The organism is Paenibacillus aceris, assembly GCF_017874035.1.
GTDB lineage: Bacteria > Bacillota > Bacilli > Paenibacillales > NBRC-103111 > Paenibacillus_E > Paenibacillus_E aceris.
The window spans coordinates 1-17,954 of the sequence record NZ_JAGGKV010000003.1; the positions used below are offsets into that span (position 1 = coordinate 1).

At 49.5% G+C, this 17,954-nt stretch carries 15 protein-coding genes; 4 read left to right on the forward strand and 11 right to left on the reverse strand.

The genetic code is table 11. From position 1 onward, the window contains the following. Window positions 1-641: 641 nt before the first annotated feature. The 8 genes from J2Z65_RS06905 to J2Z65_RS06940 form a co-directional block, all read right to left on the reverse strand. Window positions 642-1,472: an aldo/keto reductase gene (locus J2Z65_RS06905; protein ID WP_167061450.1), complete on the reverse strand. Its 831-nt coding sequence runs from the start codon at window positions 1,470-1,472 to the stop codon at window positions 642-644. Between the two features lie 86 nt (window positions 1,473-1,558). Beyond that, window positions 1,559-3,004: a nicotinate phosphoribosyltransferase gene (locus tag J2Z65_RS06910; protein WP_167061453.1), complete on the reverse strand. Its 1,446-nt coding sequence runs from the start codon at window positions 3,002-3,004 to the stop codon at window positions 1,559-1,561. A 5-nt stretch (window positions 3,005-3,009) separates the two neighbouring features. Next, on the reverse strand, window positions 3,010-3,849 hold the full coding sequence (gene nadE / locus J2Z65_RS06915) for an ammonia-dependent NAD(+) synthetase (RefSeq protein WP_167061456.1): 840 nt from the start codon (window positions 3,847-3,849) through the stop codon (window positions 3,010-3,012). A gap of 65 nt (window positions 3,850-3,914) precedes the next feature. Next, window positions 3,915-4,457, reverse strand: coding sequence for a cysteine hydrolase family protein (locus tag J2Z65_RS06920; RefSeq protein WP_167061459.1), 543 nt, complete (start codon window positions 4,455-4,457; stop codon window positions 3,915-3,917). Window positions 4,458-4,525: 68 nt separating this feature from the next. Beyond that, window positions 4,526-5,293: an NUDIX domain-containing protein gene (locus tag J2Z65_RS06925; RefSeq protein ID WP_167061462.1), complete on the reverse strand. Its 768-nt coding sequence runs from the start codon at window positions 5,291-5,293 to the stop codon at window positions 4,526-4,528. 305 nt (window positions 5,294-5,598) lie between these two features. Then, complete coding sequence (locus tag J2Z65_RS06930) at window positions 5,599-5,925, reverse strand: SPW repeat domain-containing protein (protein WP_167061465.1); 327 nt, start codon at window positions 5,923-5,925, stop codon at window positions 5,599-5,601. A 144-nt stretch (window positions 5,926-6,069) separates the two neighbouring features. Continuing rightward, entirely contained in the window at window positions 6,070-7,203 is a 1,134-nt protein-coding gene (locus J2Z65_RS06935; protein ID WP_167061468.1) for a stalk domain-containing protein, read from the reverse strand. Between the two features lie 108 nt (window positions 7,204-7,311). Then, entirely contained in the window at window positions 7,312-7,947 is a 636-nt protein-coding gene (locus J2Z65_RS06940) for a methyl-accepting chemotaxis protein (protein ID WP_167061471.1), read from the reverse strand. A 123-nt stretch (window positions 7,948-8,070) separates the two neighbouring features. Between J2Z65_RS06940 and trhO the strand changes: the two genes are divergently transcribed. After that, entirely contained in the window at window positions 8,071-8,976 is a 906-nt protein-coding gene (gene trhO / locus J2Z65_RS06945; protein ID WP_167061473.1) for an oxygen-dependent tRNA uridine(34) hydroxylase TrhO, read from the forward strand. A 229-nt stretch (window positions 8,977-9,205) separates the two neighbouring features. Here the strand turns inward: trhO and J2Z65_RS06950 are convergent, their stop codons facing one another. Together J2Z65_RS06950 and J2Z65_RS06955 are read right to left on the reverse strand one after the other, a co-directional pair. After that, complete coding sequence (locus J2Z65_RS06950; protein ID WP_167061476.1) at window positions 9,206-9,736, reverse strand: hemerythrin domain-containing protein; 531 nt, start codon at window positions 9,734-9,736, stop codon at window positions 9,206-9,208. Between the two features lie 135 nt (window positions 9,737-9,871). Continuing rightward, window positions 9,872-12,079: a methyl-accepting chemotaxis protein gene (locus J2Z65_RS06955; RefSeq protein ID WP_167061479.1), complete on the reverse strand. Its 2,208-nt coding sequence runs from the start codon at window positions 12,077-12,079 to the stop codon at window positions 9,872-9,874. A 352-nt stretch (window positions 12,080-12,431) separates the two neighbouring features. On the opposite strand from J2Z65_RS06955, the gene J2Z65_RS06960 reads away from it, so the two are divergent. Genes J2Z65_RS06960 through J2Z65_RS06970 form a run of 3 tightly spaced genes read left to right on the forward strand, consistent with a single transcriptional unit; the run spans window position 12,432 to window position 15,737 of the window. Beyond that, entirely contained in the window at window positions 12,432-13,889 is a 1,458-nt protein-coding gene (locus J2Z65_RS06960) for a circularly permuted type 2 ATP-grasp protein (protein WP_167061482.1), read from the forward strand. Window positions 13,890-13,920: 31 nt separating this feature from the next. Then, on the forward strand, window positions 13,921-14,877 hold the full coding sequence (locus tag J2Z65_RS06965) for an alpha-E domain-containing protein (RefSeq protein WP_167061485.1): 957 nt from the start codon (window positions 13,921-13,923) through the stop codon (window positions 14,875-14,877). Next, the gene (locus J2Z65_RS06970; RefSeq protein WP_167061487.1) at window positions 14,874-15,737 is read left to right on the forward strand and encodes a transglutaminase family protein; all 864 of its coding nucleotides are present in this window, start codon (window positions 14,874-14,876) and stop codon (window positions 15,735-15,737) included. Before J2Z65_RS06965 ends, J2Z65_RS06970 begins: the two co-directional genes overlap by 4 nt. On the opposite strand, the gene J2Z65_RS06975 is transcribed toward J2Z65_RS06970, so the two are convergent. Continuing rightward, window positions 15,721-17,940: a glycoside hydrolase family 88/105 protein gene (locus tag J2Z65_RS06975; RefSeq protein ID WP_167061490.1), complete on the reverse strand. Its 2,220-nt coding sequence runs from the start codon at window positions 17,938-17,940 to the stop codon at window positions 15,721-15,723. The two genes, J2Z65_RS06970 and J2Z65_RS06975, sit on opposite strands and share 17 nt — an antisense overlap. Window positions 17,941-17,954 lie beyond the last annotated feature (14 nt).

Consider the following 17,954-nt stretch of genomic DNA (forward strand, 5'->3'; position numbering starts at 1 on the left):
GTGAGCACTTGAGAGAGTGCGTGAGCACTTGAGAGAGTGCGTGAGCACTTGAGAGAGTGCGTGAGCACTTGAGAGAGTGCGTGAGCACTTGAGAGCGCAGGGGCACTTGAGAGTGTGGGCACTTGAGAGCTCAAGTGCCTGAGCCGAGGCTTGTACTTGCTCAGGGGCAGGCTTGTGCCGCTGAAATGGACCGGAACTAGGTTAGGTGCAAGTGGAGGGAACTACAGGGCGCTAATTGCACAAAAACAGTATAAATGCGAGTTAGGGGGAACTCCGATCCTTTATTATACTGATTTCAGGCGAAATCATTGTGTTTCGGGGAAATAAGCCCCTGTAGTTCCTCCTCGGCGGCTGCAAGGACACATTTCGCCAAAATAGCGCCCTGTGGTTCCTCTATCATATGCACCTGCTCCCAACGGGGAGGCTAGGGTTAGGAGCAGCAATAGACAGTGGTAGATAGTAGCAGGAGCAGCAGGAGCAGCAGGAGTAGACAGTAGTAGATTGTAGCAGGAGCAGTAGACAGTAGACCACTAGACAGTATGCAGTATGCAGGAGTAGCAGCACCAACCACACATGCCCGGAAGTCCTACAAAAAAAAAGAGGAATCCCCGCCAACAAACAGCGGCAATTCCTCTTCATTTTCAGAACGTCACGTTGTCCGGGTCCGGACCAATCCGTTTGTTCTGGTTTAACGAATCAACAAGCGCCATATCCTCTGCGCTCAACTCAAAATCAAAAATATTCGCATTCTCGCGAATTCGATGCTCCGTCACCGATTTCGGAATCGTGACGACACCGTTCTGGATGTCCCACCGCAGCACGATTTGAGCTGCCGATTTTCCATGCTTAGCCGCGAGCTGCGACAGTACGGGATGATCGAGATTCCCCTGCATCAGCGGACTCCAAGCTTCCAGCTGAATGTTATTATCGCGGGTGAACGCGAGCAGTTCTTTTTGCGCCAGCTGCGGATGGTACTCGACTTGGTTCACAGCAGGCACGACACCCGTATCCTCAATCACATGCTGCAAATGATGAATCTGAAAATTGCTAACTCCAATGGCACGCACGTAGCCTTCTTTGTATAAGTGAACAAGTGCTTTCCATGTTTCTCTATACGTCGCCGGTTTAGCCCAGTGAACTAAATACAGATCGATCATCTCGAGACCGAGCCGCTTGCGGCTTGCTTCGAAAGCTTTGAGGGTGGACTCATAGCCCTGATCTGCATTCCACACTTTGGTGGTGACGAAAATCTCGTCGCGCGACACACCGCTTTCCCGCAGTCCCTGACCAACGCCTTCTTCATTTTGATAGATGGCTGCAGTGTCTATGCTGCGGTAGCCCAATTGCAGAGCCGTTTTCACAGCGCCGATAACCTCTTGGCCTTCTTGACTTTTCCAAACGCCGAGCCCCAACCATGGCATCTGAACACCATTATTGAGCTCTACCCCTTGTGTAAATGCTTGCGTTGACATTAGCTAATACCTCCATCATAAAAATATGGTATGACGGCTCTTGAAAGAGTACGCTCAATAACTATCATATCATTAGGGGTATCCAATTACATAATTGTGTGCGCATGAATCAAATTCATCTTCAGCTCCCATAGCTCTGTGCTTAAGTTCACACGGTATCCTTCAGGATTCAGCTTACGAAGATACTGCGGCCAAAACGTCCTAATCTGCTCTGCGTGATACGCTCGAATGTGATCCAACGTCGGCAAGTCATACACCAGCTCGCCTCCCGCAAAAATAGCTTTAAGCAGCGGAACTGCTTCATAGTCCTCAATAAATTTGTAAATATACGTATGGGTGGGATCAAAAAGCTTGATCCGATCACCACGCTTAATGTCTGCTTCATGCTCCAAAGCCAAGTAATCCGCTTCCGCTTTTCCTGTTTTCTTGTTGATGATCCGGTAGGCTTCCTTGAAGCCGGGATTGGACACCTTCTCGGGATTGCCCGAAATCTTGATGACCGGCTCGAATTCGCCGTTCTTCTCCCGGGCAACGAGCTTGTAAACCCCGCCCAATGCAGGCTGGTCGGCCGCAGTTATGAGCTGGGTTCCTACACCCCAGACATCGATTCTCGCACCTTGGGCTTTCAGCCCCTCGATGATATTCTCGTCGAGATCGTTCGAGGCGACGATCTGCACCTCGGGAAAGCCCGCCTCATCCAGCATATGTCTGGCCTGCTGGGATAAATACGCCAAATCGCCGCTGTCGAGGCGAATGGCGTTCATGCGCTTGCCCTGCTGCTGCAGCATGCGCGCGGTCTTGATGGCGTTCGGCACGCCGCTGCGCAGCGTGTCGTACGTATCAACGAGCAGCGTCACTTGCTCCGGCAGCGCTTCGGCATAAGCACGGAAGGCTTCCTCTTCCGTGTCGTGCGCCTGCACCCAAGCATGTGCGTGGGTGCCCTTCGTCGGGATGCCGAACAGCATCCCGGCCCGCAGGTTCGAAGTCGCGTGGAAACCCGCGACGTACGCCGCTCTTGCGCCCCAAACCGCGGCGTCAGCCTCTTGGGCGCGTCTCGTGCCGAACTCCAGCAGAATGTCGTTCGGCGCGACCTGTTTGAATCGCGATGCTTTCGTCGCGATGAGTGTCTGGTAGTTCACGAAGTTGAGGATCGCCGTTTCCACTAGCTGCGCCTCAAAAATGCTTGCCACCACGCGAACTAGCGGCTCATTCGGGAAAACCAGCGTACCTTCCGGCACAGCTTGCAGATCGCCCCTGAACTTAAACGCTCGCAACGCTTCAAGAAAGTCCTCGCGGTAATGCTCCTCCTGCTCCCGCAGGTAGGCAATCTCATCATCCCCGAAATGCAGATGTTGAATGTAGTGGACGAGCCGCTCCAAACCGGCGAAAACCGCGTACCCGCCATCAAAAGGCAGTTTTCGGAAATACACCTCAAAAACAGCCTTGTGTTGATGAGTTCCCTGCAGCCAATGTGCGTACATCATATTGATTTGATATTTATCCGTGTGAAGCGTCAAATTCTCGTAGTTCATACCCTTCATCCTTTCCACCAAGTGTCATAGCATGTGACGGGTCCTCTGCGTTTATGTTCAGTCATCGCGTAGCGTTCTTCAATCCTGCGAGCGACATCAGCAGGGAGGGGGAGGCCTTCCAAATAGTCATCCAATTGCACATAGCTGACCCCCAGCGCTTCTTCATCCGGAAGACCCGGCTTCAAATCCTCCAAGTCGGCCGTCGGCTTTTTCAAATACAAATGATCCGGGCAGCCCAGCCACTTCAACAGTTCCTTGCCTTGCCGCTTGTCGAGACCGTAAATAGGGGCTACATCACAGGCGCCATCCCCGTGCTTTGTGTAAAATCCGGTAATCGCCTCGGCGGCGTGATCCGTCCCCAGAACCAGCAACCCATAATGAGCGGCCAAATCATACTGCACCTTCATGCGCTCGCGGGCCTTAACATTACCTTTATGAAAATCGCTCAACGCCTCACCTGTCGCTTCTGCAAATTGCCGCACCGATGCATCCACAGCAGATTGAATGTTCACTGTAACAACCCGGCTCGCCGCAATAAACTGAATCGCCGCTTGTGCGTCTTCTTCATCCTTTTGGATGCCGTAAGGCAGCCTGACCGCTATAAACAGACAGGCAGCCTTGCCGCTTTCCGCATTCAGTTCATCGATCGCCATTTGGGCCAACTTGCCTGCTAATGTCGAGTCTTGACCTCCTGACATGCCAAGCACGTAGCCTTTGGCTCCCGTGTAACGAAGATACGCTTTAAGAAACTGCACACGGCGCTGAATTTCGCTTTCGGCGTTAATACTGCTCTCTACATGCAATGTCGCTTGAATCTCCGCTTGTTTGTTATTTGTATTTGGCATGGGGGGAACATCTCCTTATTCTTTTTGGATAATACTAGCATTCCTGTTAACCCCGTCATCTCATACTACCAACCGCGAACAACTTTAGCCCCTAATGTACCTTTAAAATGCTGCAAAGCCCACTCATGGCCCTGCTTGTTAAAGCTGGCAACCGCATCCTCATGAACCACGATATCGAAGCCCTTATTGTAAGCATCCATGGCTGTATGCAGCACGCAAATGTCGGTACACACGCCAACCAGGTGCAGCTCTAGAATACCTCTGGCTCTAAGCTTCAGCTCCAAATCCGTACCGCAGAAGGCGCTGTACCTCGTTTTGTCCATCCAATAAATCTGATTCTCATATCGCTCATGAACGTTCTTCAACCTGCCATATAAATCGCGTCCCGAGGTACCGCGGATATTGTGCGGCGGAAACAGCTTCGTTTCCGGATGATAGGGGTCTTGTTCGTCGTGAAGGTCCACCGCCATGACCACGAATTCCTGCTGGGCGGCGAACGCCTCGGTAATTTCACAGATCCGTGCTTCAATCGCAATGCCCGGCTCTCCGCAAGGAAGCTTCCCGTCAACAAAATCAACGGTGTAATCGATAATAATCAATGCTTTCATCCTGAACACCCTCCATTGTGTAGTTTCGATACTATTAATATGACAATATCAAAATGTAAAAGAAAGGCCTAGCTGTAAATGGACAGCTGAGGCACATAATCGGTAAACCGGTAAAGCTGGGCGGCGCGCTGGGAGTACCTGTTAGACATTTTCCCCTGTCCGCTGTGATCCAGCACCTCTTCGATAATTCCCTTGCGGCTTTGCGTAGATGTAATTTTCCGGATAAAATTCGGCTCGTTGAACGTCGGGACGACCGTTTGGATCACTTGATACAATTCGCTGATTGTGAATTCCACGGACAAAAATTGTTTGGCAATTGTCGTCGTCAGCATCTTCATTTGAATTTGCGCGAGTGCATCACGAACGATGATCTCGTGATCAAAAGCAAGATCCATCGCGAGCGCCTCCTCTACAGGGAACAGCCGGACATCTGCGGCGTCATCCGCGGCCTGGCGCTTCTCTAGGAAGCGCTCATGCACCAACGCGAAGAAGGCGTGCGAGATGATCCATCCTCGGGGATCGCGCTGTGGTGTGCTGTAGACGTTGAAATATTCAAGGTGGACGTCCGAAACGCCCGTCTCTTCGGTCAACTCGCGCCGGGCGCTCTCATGAATCGTTTCCGATTCCGTCGAGAATCCGCCCGGAAGCGCCCATTGGCCTTCGAACGGCCACTGCTTTCTTTGAATCAGCAATACCTGTAACTCCCTTTGCGGGAGCGATTTCTTCACTGAGCTCTTCTCCTCGGAGGTAATGGTGAAGATCACGATATCCGCAGGCGCACCGTCTGGCGTGCGATAGTTGCTTGCCTTATAGTTGCTCTCATTCTCTGTATTCAAGGTGTCACCCGCTTTATTGCGAATTATTTATATTGTCATTTTGATATTTTCATTATGACATATTTAAAGTATTTTTGCAACATCTTTTTTACCCAAAACACATATCGCTTCTTCCAAAAAGACAATACCAGCCTGTCCAATTAAAGGCTTACGCTCAACATAATCAAAAACAGGGTTCGCCAGAGCCAGCTCGGGATTGAGCTCTAGTGTTCCCTGTTCGATATTTGTGTATTAATGCTAAAGATCGGAGCATGTCTCTATGTTTCCTCCCATGAAAAGCTGGCTAATAACACCAGTATTATCGATCATTGCTCGTCGGCATACAAGTTAGCGTAATTGACGAGGATGGTTATGAAACCAAGCACGACAAATAAGAAATAGGCCATCAACACTACGTGGAACACATTGGGAACGAGAATGAATATAGCCCCGATGGCCAGGCACACCCAGTTCTGCCAAACCCGCTTCCCTTTTTTGCCTAGAGCCAGCAAAGATATTACGAATTGCAAGCCTCCAAACAGCGCGCAGGCAAAAAGCGCATTCGTTTGAGTATCAAATCCAAACACCCAGGGGCTGACCAAAAACCAGAGTCCCATGCACGCCGACAACACATTTTTTAAATACATGGTCATCTTCCACCTCCTACAAGTTTTGGCACTCGCAAAAAAAATTTACGAGATATCATATTATACGCAAACGCTTTCAAATATGTGATAGGAAAAGCCTCCGGCTCACCCAATTGTTTGGGCGGACCAGAGGCTTTATGTGTTGAAATCTTACTGTTCAATGTGTAACGTGCCGGCATCATCGGTTTTTACTTCAGCCTTCAGAATGTCAGACACAAATTTAAGCGGCACATACAGCACGTCATTGACAATGACGGGGGCTGCGCCCAGCGCGACCGGTGCCATTTTCGCATAGATATAGCTGTCTTTGCCTACGGATACACTCGTCCACTGCGCCCCTTTGTGAAGCTCAGCCGCATACGTCTCTTGGTTCCAGGTCACTTCATAGCCAAGTCCTTCCGCTAGTTTACGCAGTGGCACCAGCGTCACGCCATCGGAATTCGTTTGGGAATCACCCGCTACCAAATCCAAGGTCACTCTCGGTGCCGGTGCCGGGTCCTGTGCCGACTTAACGGGAATCGTCAAATCCACAGGCAGCGGGAAGCGAAACTCCGGCGATCCCATCGCACCCGGTGCGATCGCATATTTGGGAAATACGACGACCGCTTCTCCTTTTTCCACATAAAAGCCCTGTTCGTCCCTGATCCCTTTGAACTGATCTTTAAAGTAATTCTCCGGATGTTCGTCCATTGCGGCGTTGACCCCAGTATCCACCGTTTCCTTAAAGTTATCTCCAAGCAAATCGCGCAAGGTCACGCGCTGTGCTTCTTCGCGGTTTAGTACATTATAGGTGTCCACGCGAGGCATGCCGGTACCGCCTGTAGCTGCATATGTCGTAACCTGTAGGGAAACGAGTCCCGACGGGCTGCCTGTGCCATCCGACTTCAACGCATAATTAATCGTTAATTCATAAGGCCGGTACGTAAACCCTTTGGTTTTGGCATCAGCGGCAGCTTGGTCTGCTTCTTTCTCCCAGTTCTCCAAATCTTTACTGGCGTGAGACAGCAGAATGTCGTTCAGCTGCTCCTGGTATTTGGCGTCCAACATCCCTGCTAGCTGTGGCACTTTAACATTCGTTTTCAAGTTCTCCGTCTTGGAGGTAAGCACTTTCTCTTTGATTTGAACCGGTGTCGCTTGGGCAGCAACCGGTGCACTAATCGGCACAGCTGTTACAACTTCTGCTGATGCTTGGCCCGCTAATGGCAGGACTGCCCCGCCCACACCGACCAGCATCGCACATCCGAGTACACCTATTTTCAACATGTTAAAAGGATTCTTTCTCATTTCACGTCACTCCTCATTCAATATGGTAAAGTCGTCTGGGTTGTTTTAACCTTCACGATAACTAAGACGCATGAGCGAATGAAAAAGTCGGAATGCAGGATTATTTTTTTAAGTAATTCGGAACGTCGTTACAGCCTGATGCAAATCTTGGGCAATGCTCGCCAGATTTCTCGCAGAAGCCGTAATTTCTTCCACCGTGGAAGCAAGCTGCTCTTCCGTAGCAGCAGCTACGGACTGCGCGGTCCCGGAGGTTTGCTGTGCAACAGAACCGACACTTGCTACCGTTGCGGCAACCTGCTCCGACGAAGCAGCCATCTGCTGAGCCGCAGTGGCGGTTTCTTGAATTTTGCTCGCCACTTCCTGCGAAGCCGATACGATTTGACCGAAGGCCATCTCCGCATTGCCTACTTCTTTCAACCCTTCCTGTACTTCCTGCAGTCCTGTGTTCATAACTCCCGCAGCACGGACCGAATCTCTTTGAATGTTCGAGATGAGATCCGAGATGCTGCGCACGGAATCATCAGTCTGGGAAGCCAGTTTGCGAACCTCCCCGGCTACGACCGCAAAGCCTTTGCCGCTCTCGCCGGCACGCGCCGCCTCAATCGCAGCATTTAAGGCGAGCAGATTCGTTTGGGAAGCAATATTACCGATGAGGGTAGAGATTTGACCGATGCTCTGCGAATGCTTCTCCAGCTCTTGAATCACTTTGTTCGCTGCATCAACCGAATGGCTGACGGCTTGCATTGAGGTTTTTCACACCATCCAAAAATTGCTGCTTGATTGAAAAATGTGCGGATTTATGTCACTATATGCATAGGGCTCCGTCTGTTCGGGGCATGCATTTTATACGTATAGGTGGTTTAATCAATGACAATACAAAGCTCTCCATACCGCATTTTGTTGTATTATAAATTCGTTAATGTGATAGATCATGAAGCATTAGCCCGGGAGCATTTGGCTTATTGCAAAAAGCTCGGCATCAAAGGTCGTATCCTGATTGCCCCGGAAGGCATCAACGGAACCTTGTCAGGCACCATCGAGCAAACCGATGCCTACATGGCCATGATGAATCAGATGCCTCTGTTTAAAGATATGGTCTACAAAATTGACGAGAGTGAAGAACATGCTTTCAAAAAGCTGTTCGTCCGTCCAAAAAAGGAGCTCGTGACCTTCCGTCTCGAAGAAGACGTGAATCCCAACGAGTTGACCGGCACACATTTGAAGCCGAAAGATTTTTATGAAAAGCTTCAGCAAGAGGATGTTATTGTCCTGGATGGGCGCAACCATTACGAGTACGAAATCGGGCACTTCCGCGGCGCTATTCGCCCCGAGGTCGAAACGACGCGCGAATTTCCTGAATGGATTCGCAACAATCTCCAAGAATTTAAGGACAAGCCGATTCTCACTTATTGCACCGGCGGTATCCGCTGCGAGAAGCTGTCCGGCTTTCTTATTCAAGAAGGGTTCAAAGAGGTTTATCAGCTCGATGGCGGCATTGTCACCTACGGGAAAGATGAAGACGTGAAGGGCCGCCTTTTTGACGGTAAATGTTACGTGTTCGATGAGCGGATTTCGGTTCCTATTAACCGAACGGACGAGGACATCGTCGTAGGCAAATGCTACCATTGTGGCAAGCCAGAGGATCGCTACATCAACTGTGCGAACGATTTGTGCCATCTGAAGCATGTATGCTGCGAGGCTTGCGAAGAGGAGCATAACAGCTTCTGCTCCAAAGAGTGCGAAGAGAAGACGCTTAGCACGCTCGAGGCTTAATATTTGCGCACAGACCGCTCTCTCCAACAGGAGATGGGCGGTTTTTTTTAATTTTTGTGCTGGGCACCACTTGAGATAAGACCACAACACACGCTTATTATCAGCACAATGGGACATTCGGGCATATAAGCACCCTCAGTTGCCATTAAACCATTGCGTACTGCGTAAACGTCAAAAAAGAGCCCTCAACAAGTCAAATCGACTTGTCAAAGACCCTTTTCCTATGTACTTAAGATAATTGCTCTACAATGCGATCGGCAAGCGGGTAAACAAGCTCCTCCTCCAAAGTGAAATGCCTGAGCAGGATTAAGCAGGCCGTCATTAGCTCCGACGCCATCACATGCAAGAATTCCTCATCTATCGGCACTTTCATTGCATTCACGCCGTCTACGAATGTTTGCACAACCCTTTTAGCCAAGTCATGGTCCTGTTCCAGAACCGTAATAGAGCGAGAAACAGACAGCGCGGTTGTCGGATGCAAATAGGATTGCAGATGAGGAAACAGCTCCCCCTCCTCCCATTCCGAATGCTGTTCCAGCTCCTCCACCAGAGAAAGAATCAGATCTTGGAGTTCAATCAGCTTACACATGCCTATTGAGCAATCCTCCAGGGAGTACAAGGAAGCAGCCATCGTGCGGATTTCGGCAAGCTGCTCGCGCATCTGTAAATGTTCCTCCTTCAGGCGCTCTACGAGCATGGGAAAATAGCCCGGATCCATGATAGACTCCCTATTCGTTTGAATGCTCAAACGGTCGTTCATTCCACATCCTCCTTCGCGTTTTCCTCAGAAAACTTTGATCATAAGCCGACGCAAAAAAAGCTGGCCCATTCTGCATTATCATTCTATGCAGGAAGGGTCAGCTAACATGCGAAGGAAAAATGAACGATTAGGCCATTAACGAATGCGGCTTTCTGTTAATTGGAACTGATTCATGAGCTGGAACAGGGATTGCGTAATCGCCCCGACATCTCCCGTTGTTTGGCGCACATGCAGCATATCCTGCAGCAGCTCTTGCACGGTTTGCTCCACTTCTGCGGAAATTTGGCGGTTTTCCTTGCTCACGCCAGCAACCTTTTCCATCAACGCCACCACTTCTTCTACGACCTGCGTCTTCATGGTGTCGTGGGCGCTCGCGCTGCTTAGAATTTCCGAGGCTGCCGCAACAATTTGCGTCCCTTCCCATACAACCTTGGTGCCTTCTTCCATCGAAAGGAAGGCTTCGTTCGCATGGCGCTCAATCTGCTCAATGGTGTCGTTAATTTCCGTGGTCGACTTCTTCGTCAGATCGGCCAATTTGCGAATTTCACCTGCAACGACTGCAAAGCCTTTGCCATGCTCGCCTACGCGTGCCGCTTCAATTGAAGCATTCAGGGAGAGAAGATTCGTTTGCGCCGAGATTTCTTCAATGACCTTCAGCAGCTTAGGTATTTCTTGCGTAGTCAGCAGGAAAGTTTGGATCGTACTGTTCGTTTCGGCTACCTTAGCCGAAATCTGATCCATTTTATCGCCGATGCGCCCCACTTCATCTTGGGCCACAGCTATTTGATCGGATGCTTTCTCTTCCAGCTCGCGCAGCGTGCCGCTCATATTTTGCGTAACATCCTTAGCGACGTCAATGTCCTTGAGCTGTCCGCGCAAAGAACGAATCATATTATGTATCTGGGTGCTCATGCGACCCGTCGATTGCTCTGTGGAACCTGTCGATTCATTGAGCCGATCCTGACTGACCTGAACCTCAGACGCGGCCTGTTTGACCTGCAGCATGATGCCTTCCAGGGAATCGATCATATTGTTGATCCACTTCGCCAACTCCCTCGTTTCATCCCCTGCAAACTCCTGCACGTGCAAGCGCTGGGTCAAGTCTCCGCTGCCTTCTGCATTTAGCCGAATGAACCTATTGATTTGGGCAAGCTGCTTGACTACCGGCTTACTGCCTTTGCGCCTAATGATACCGGAACCAATCCAACCGTATAAAGCGCTGGCAGCTGCCATAATCGCTGCACCTATTCCACCCGCAACATGACCGCTCAGCAGCCAGAAGCCACCCCCGGAGAGTAATATAAAACCTACAATGAATTTGAGCTGCAGACTGAACATCTTCCAATCGATACTGCGAATCCGGTATACTTCTTCCAAATCTCCTTCGCACATCATCCCCCAAACATCCGGGCAATGCGGCAGCTGGAAGGTAACCCCTTTCCCGATAACCGCTATGTGCCGGTAATCGGAATAACCCGGAAATTCCACGAATAGGTTACTTCCTTTGGCAATGGTCCCCGCAACGCCGGGATGAAGTTGTCCTGTCGCCGGATCTGTGAAAATAAGCTCAAGCTCTGTATGCTCCTTCACGCCAACAATACCGAAATCCGTGCGTACACCGTCTTTTAAATTATCTCCGTGCGTAAAGGTCAGATCCTCAAACCGGCTTCGGGATAACGCCGTACCCGGAGCGATTTGCTTGTTTAATACCGGCTTTGCCATAAATAAATAGTTATCGCCCGAGTCTGGATACACATGTCCGGATTCCCGCTGAATCAGATCCCCGAGCACGTCGTTCGGCACGCGTCCGCAGATAACCCCTTTCCACTCCCCGTTCTCCATCAATGGCAAGATGAACGCCATCGTCATGGCATCGTGGAATGCCGATGTGCTGGGACCGATCTGAACGGTCAGCGGGTCCGAAAAAGGTCCAAACAAACACTTTTTCCCTGTGCGGGTCTCCTCCAACCCTTTCGCAAGCACACTTCCCGCAACATACGTCTTCCCGACATGAGATGAATACGTGGAGTAGACCACTCCTGCTTTTTCATTTAATATAAAAATCTCCGAAAAGTCAGCTCCGCTCTTCAGCGTTGCGGCAAGCATTTTTTGAAGAGCCGTTGCATCTTGGGACAACAGCGAAGAGGCTGATGCTGATTCGGATAACATCGTATGCAGCCTGTCAAGATGACACCAATACGTCTCTACCCAGCTTCGCAAAATTTCTGTCCGCGTATGGGCAATACCTTCGAAGATATGTTCAACATCTTCCTTGAGATGACGATTCAGCCGATATGACCACCAGAGCGGCATCCCTTTTCCAAATCCAAGCCAATCAAACATACCCCATCCCCCTATATTCACATATGGTGTGAATTTTTTTTAACATTTATCTTATTCGACATTTTATAGCTGTTTTTGTTGTAAAGCAAGATAAAAATGGGAATTGTCGCAAATTTTTAATACAATTTGCCCTATTCGGGAGTATGTTATATTAATTTTACGTAAGATATATTGACATAATTTTCTGAAAAATCTACAATATAAGAAAAAAATGGTTTCACCATCAATGAACGTTATATTTCCTGACATAACTTAAGTATTAAGATCAGAAAGAAAGGAGGCCTGGTTTCTACTTCGGGCCCTTATCCACATGTAGCTTCCGAAGGCATAGTCATGAAACCAGGAGGCTGCGATGTCCAAACCCGAGAATCTGGTCACCACCCCCTATGATCCCCACCCTTTTTACGATGAAATGTTTATGAACGCCTATTCGGTTCGGCCCCATTATCAAACGGTGTTCCGTCAGTTCATGACAATGAAGGCCGGCAATTTGAACAAGCGCCAAACAGCCACTATGAAACGGATGATGGAAGAAGGAATTACTTTCACACTCTACAGTCCTGATCAGAATGAGGCGCTTGAACGTACGATTCCTTTCGATCCAATTCCACGCATCATCCCAAGGGATGAATGGCTCAAGCTTGAAAAAGGTCTTCAGCAGCGCGTCCATGCGCTAAATTTGTTCCTCAAGGACATTTACCATGATCAATGCATCCTCAAGGATGGTATTATTCCAAGAAAAATGGTGCTCTCCAACTGTTATTTCCGACCTGAGATGATGCGTCTGTCCATTCCAAATGACGTGTACGTGACCGTTTCAGGCATCGATTTAATTCGCGATGAGCACGGTGAATATTTTGTTCTCGAAGATAATCTCCGCTCACCGTCCGGTTTTTCCTACTTATATAAAAGCCGTTCCATCATGACGCACTTATTCCCCGAGCTTGTTTTTAGCCATTCCATCCAAGATATCGAACATAGCTTAAATGTGTTTCTATCCGCATTGCGCAGACTTAGTCCCGCCGGGAAAAAAGATCCTGTTATCGGGCTTCTAACCCCAGGCTGTTATAATTCAGCTTACTTCGAACATACGTTCCTTGCCCAGCAAATGGGGATCGAGCTTGTAGAAGGAAACGATCTCGTCGTCATCGATCATAAGGTGTACATTCGCGGCATCAAAGGACTTCGCCAAATCGATGTACTTTACCGCAGAATTGACGATGATTTTCTAGATCCGCTTGCCTTTGACCCGAGTTCACTGCTGGGTGTCTCAGGCATCATGAATGCCTACCGCGCCGGGAACATCAACATTGTGAACGCCCCAGGCACTGGCGTGGCCGACGATAAAGCCATATATGCGTACGTCCCGGACATGATTCGCTACTATTTGAACGAGGAGCCTATCCTGAATAATGTGCCGACATACATTCTTTCAAGACCGGACGAACGGGATCATGTACTGCAGAATCTGCACAGCATGGTCGTCAAAGAAACGTCTCTCTCCGGCGGATACGGAATGCTCATCGGACCCTCGGCTTCGGAAAGCGAGTTGGCGGATTTCAGGCAGAAGATCATCGCGAACCCTGAACGATATATCGCGCAACCCACTGTCCAGCTGTCGAGAGCCCCTGTCATGATGGACGGTCAAATGGCAGCGCGGCATATTGATCTTCGGGCCTTCGTTATCGCAGGTGAAACGATTCAAGTCATTCCCGGCGGACTCACACGGGTAGCGCTCAAAGAAGGTTCACTCGTTGTTAATTCCTCCCAAGGCGGGGGCTGCAAAGACACATGGGTAACGAATTCATAGAGATCCACATAACGATGGGAGGCCAGCGAACATGGTAATGATGGGACGAACAGCGGAAGCATTATTCTGGATCGGTCGGTATTCGGAAAGAACAGAGAATCATGCGAGGTTAATTGATGTGTATTACCATATTCGCGAGGAACGAGAGAGCAGCGGTCAATCTTGGAGCCGGTTAATCGATACGATCGGTGACAGGACTGCATTCATAGAGCACTACAGCAGCTTCACCGAGCAGCATGTCCTCCAGTACATTACACTCGATAAAAATAATGTGAACTCTTTGCTAGCTTGCACCAATCATGCCCGAACCAATCTCCGCAATATTCGCGAGAAAATGCCCGCCGAGCTGTGGGATATTATGAATGGTTTATATTTGTGGCTAAAAGAAAAAGATGTCCGCGATATCACGAGCGACTCGCCGCATCTGTTTTACCGTTTCATCCGTGATAACTTATCGATGTTTCACGGGGCCGCCACTTCGGTCATGCCGCGCCAGAATGAATGGCATTTCATTGAAGCAGGACGATATTTGGAGCGAGCGGAAAATTTGCTTCGCTTACTGCAATCCTTGTGCCAGGATTACGCCAGAGAGGAAATGTCTTCTTACCCGCTTATGCTCTCAGTGTTGAAATCGGTCAGCGGCTATGAATCGTTCCGCAGGGAATATGCGGATACCGTAAACCTAAGTAACATCATCAAGTACCTGATGCTTCATGAGGCTTTCCCGCGATCGATCAGCTACGCTTTCCAAGCGCTGGAGAAATCGTTAAAAAGCATTCAGCTTGAAGACACGGATTTGAATATGACGGTACACAAACTCGCCAAGCTCGCAGGGAAAGTGAAAGCTAACCTTGCTTGCATGGACGAGGATGATATTTTATCCGGTAAATTGGAAATGACGATACAGGCCCTTCGGGAATCGTGCAACTTAATGGGCATGCGGATGTCCAAAGTCTTTTTTCCCTCCAGGGAGGAGGTCATTGCATGAAGAAGCTGGAGATTACGCATATCACACGCTATTCCTATACAGAGACGGCGCAGGACAGTGTCAATGAAGTTCGTCTAACGCCGCTGACCGACAACCGTCAATCCTGCTACCATCACAGCATTATGACCGAGCCTGTATCCGCCTTTTTTACGTATTCGGATTACTTTCATAACCGCGTGCATGCCTTCACCGTCAATAAGATCCATCGCGAGCTGACGATTAAAATGAAATCCACCGTTGTCACGCACGATAACGATAACATCCCGAGTACAGTCCTCTCGCCCTATGAGGAGAAAGCGCAGCGACTCAGCGATGATTTCCAAAATGAACATGCAGAATACCTGCTGCCCACAGGCTATACGGGGCTCACCAACGAAATCAAAGCCTATTCGGATGCCATTAACGATCAACAAGTTTCCTTATATGACTTGCTTAGCACCATCAATACAACGATTCATCGCGACTTCACGTATGATCCCTCCGCTACGTCCGTACAGACCACAGTGGGGGAAATGCTGAAGCTTAGACGAGGCGTGTGTCAGGACTATTCGCACTTGATGATCGCCATTTGCCGGGCTAAGGGCATACCTGCAAGATACGTGAGCGGCTATCACTTCGTCGGCGATTTGCAAGGAGGCAGCGCCGAATTTACGCAAGCCTCCCATGCCTGGGTTGAGTGCCTGATCCCAGGCAGCGGTTGGTTCGGCTATGACCCCACCAACAACTGCGAGGTCAACTGGCGCTATATCAAGCTAGGGCATGGCCGCGACTATAACGATATCGTTCCCGTCAAAGGCGTCTATCGAGGATCCGGCGGGCAGGACCTCGAAGTCTTCGTAGACGTTAAACTGATTGAATGAGTTCTTGCCCTGTTATCGATGTATGAAGTAAATAAGCACCTTTTGCCAATTGGTCGTGCATTTTTCTTATCTCATCGCCGGCCAACATGACGATCCCCGTCCCGTGCGTATCATTTTCGACCCAGAGCAGGTCGAATTTGTAATATGCCTCCGAGAACGAGAAATTCGACCCACGGCACACGCCGTGTACATTGCCAAGCTCGTCCACGCTATGTTTGCTCAGACCCTGCCAAGCTTTGTCTACGGCAGCTGCGTAGGGCTCTGGCGCAGACAACCATCCATGACGCACCCCTTTTGCAAAGCCATAAGTAAACATAGCCGTGCACGAAGTTTCCTCATAGGATTCAGCATCTGTCAGCACTTGGTGCCACAATCCGTTATGCCCTTGCAAGCGAAGGTAGCCTTCGCACAGTTCTCGATAGAATGCCAGCAGCGGCTCCTGATCTTTGTGGCCGTCCGGCAATGCTTCGAGCACTTCGGCAAGGGAGAACAAGACCCATCCGTTTCCGCGTCCCCAAGGCACATACGTAGGCGTTTCATGTTTGAAATCATACACATGGGACATAATTTGCAGTTCTGGCATGTAAAGATACTTTTTAAAAAGAAGAAATTGCTGAGCTGCATCGTCGATATATGTAGTTTCGCCCGATAGCTTATAGTAGCCCGCTAGAAAAGGCGTACTCATATACAAATCATCCGCCCACATCGTATCATCGCCGCGATAAAATGCCCCGTCCGTTCTTCGGATTTGCTCATTTTTCATATACGCTGCGATGGTTTGAAGAAGCGGCAAATAAGCGCTATTCTGCGTCTGCTCATAAAGCTCCAGAATAGCAGCTCCAAAGGCCCCGCAATCATCCAAAGAATCCAGCTCAACAAGCTGCTGATTGATTGATTGGTACCCATACTTATCGCGATCAAAAAGCGAGTACTCGTACATATTCACACATTGATCGATATGTTTCGCCGCATATTTCCGAACATCTTCCCGTCCGAGAAGCTTGGCAGTCCGCAGAAGTCCGTTTAAGGTAACACCAAGATGATAGTTCCATCTTCCAAAAAGTTTATTTTCCAAGTAAGGTCTTACGCAGAACCCCGGGCTTTCCAGCTTCCAATACACCCCGCCTTCACGGTTAACATGCAGCTTGGATAAGTCGGTTATCCCGCTCGGGGGAGCTGGAAGCGAATCATCGAAAGGTCCCAGAAACATCCAACTACCGGATGCACCTTGTACGGGATATGGAAGAAGCAAATCACGCTGTCCCCCGCCTACCCCGGCTTCAAGCGTAAAGCCCCATTGCTGTTCGCCAGTGCATGATTCCACCACAATGTCGTGGGAACCATATGAGGCCTTCCATTCGATATGGATATCGCCATTTCCCTGCTGGCTGAGAAGTTCATGATCATTGACCCAAATCCGGATTCCGCCGGATGTCTTCCCACTTAACGTACAAATACCCCCGCCGATCTCGCTGATGAACAGCTTGGACCATCCGTACGCTACGCTGCCTGAGCCGCTTTGCCCGAATAGACGCGTGCATCCATCGGTATCTTGAAAAAATGCTGCCCCTTCATTTGGCGTAGGATGCCACTGGATTCCCGTGCTCTCCTCCATTTGATGAATGGAAAGCTCGTTTCCTTCAGGGAATACATCTACGTCGCTTAAATCCGAATAAATCCAACCTGCTCGACCAAGCCTGCCGGCAAAAGGAGACATGAAATGAAGCGGCGCCCATTTGCTGCTGGTCGATCCAAGTTTGCATCCGAAACCCGTTGGAGATTTTTGGATTTTGACAAGAAAGCTGTTCCAGCCTTGCAGTAAAGGGAGAACCACGGTTGTGCGAAGACTGCTGTCTCTTTCCTCCCCAATACTCGAACGGTAGACCTGCTTCCCATTAAGATAGAGGCTGGTAGGCGACTGGACGCTCATGGACAGATAACTATCCGCTCCACTGTCACTCCATAACATAGCGTAGACATATCCATACTGTCCCAGCTTAGCTGCCGGAAATTTGGCCCTCAAGTCCAGATCGTACAAGCCTTTTTTCGTTTGGATGAAACCGTTCTCACTAAAGGCTCTCATTTGAAACGGATAAGCCGGATTATTCGCCATGTACCGATTAGCAATCGTCTCGAGCGTATCCGGGATGTTGTCTTTCATTTTATAAGCTAAGCTCGCTTCATTCGGAAAATAGGATGGCATCCTGCTGCACCTCC

Bases quoted from the DNA above. Each gene is read 5' to 3' on its own strand.
- J2Z65_RS06905 (WP_167061450.1), bottom strand. From the start codon at position 1,472: ATGTCAACGCAAGCATTTACACAAGGGGTAGAGCTCAATAATGGTGTT.
- J2Z65_RS06910 (WP_167061453.1), bottom strand. From the start codon at position 3,004: ATGAACTACGAGAATTTGACGCTTCACACGGATAAATATCAAATCAAT.
- nadE (WP_167061456.1), bottom strand. From the start codon at position 3,849: ATGCCAAATACAAATAACAAACAAGCGGAGATTCAAGCGACATTGCAT.
- J2Z65_RS06920 (WP_167061459.1), bottom strand. From the start codon at position 4,457: ATGAAAGCATTGATTATTATCGATTACACCGTTGATTTTGTTGACGGG.
- J2Z65_RS06930 (WP_167061465.1), bottom strand. From the start codon at position 5,925: ATGACCATGTATTTAAAAAATGTGTTGTCGGCGTGCATGGGACTCTGG.
- J2Z65_RS06935 (WP_167061468.1), bottom strand. From the start codon at position 7,203: ATGAGAAAGAATCCTTTTAACATGTTGAAAATAGGTGTACTCGGATGT.
- J2Z65_RS06940 (WP_167061471.1), bottom strand. From the start codon at position 7,947: ATGCAAGCCGTCAGCCATTCGGTTGATGCAGCGAACAAAGTGATTCAA.
- trhO (WP_167061473.1), top strand. From the start codon at position 8,071: ATGACAATACAAAGCTCTCCATACCGCATTTTGTTGTATTATAAATTC.
- J2Z65_RS06950 (WP_167061476.1), bottom strand. From the start codon at position 9,736: ATGAACGACCGTTTGAGCATTCAAACGAATAGGGAGTCTATCATGGAT.
- J2Z65_RS06955 (WP_167061479.1), bottom strand. From the start codon at position 12,079: ATGTTTGATTGGCTTGGATTTGGAAAAGGGATGCCGCTCTGGTGGTCA.
- J2Z65_RS06960 (WP_167061482.1), top strand. From the start codon at position 12,432: ATGTCCAAACCCGAGAATCTGGTCACCACCCCCTATGATCCCCACCCT.
- J2Z65_RS06965 (WP_167061485.1), top strand. From the start codon at position 13,921: ATGGTAATGATGGGACGAACAGCGGAAGCATTATTCTGGATCGGTCGG.
- J2Z65_RS06970 (WP_167061487.1), top strand. From the start codon at position 14,874: ATGAAGAAGCTGGAGATTACGCATATCACACGCTATTCCTATACAGAG.
- J2Z65_RS06975 (WP_167061490.1), bottom strand. From the start codon at position 17,940: ATGCCATCCTATTTTCCGAATGAAGCGAGCTTAGCTTATAAAATGAAA.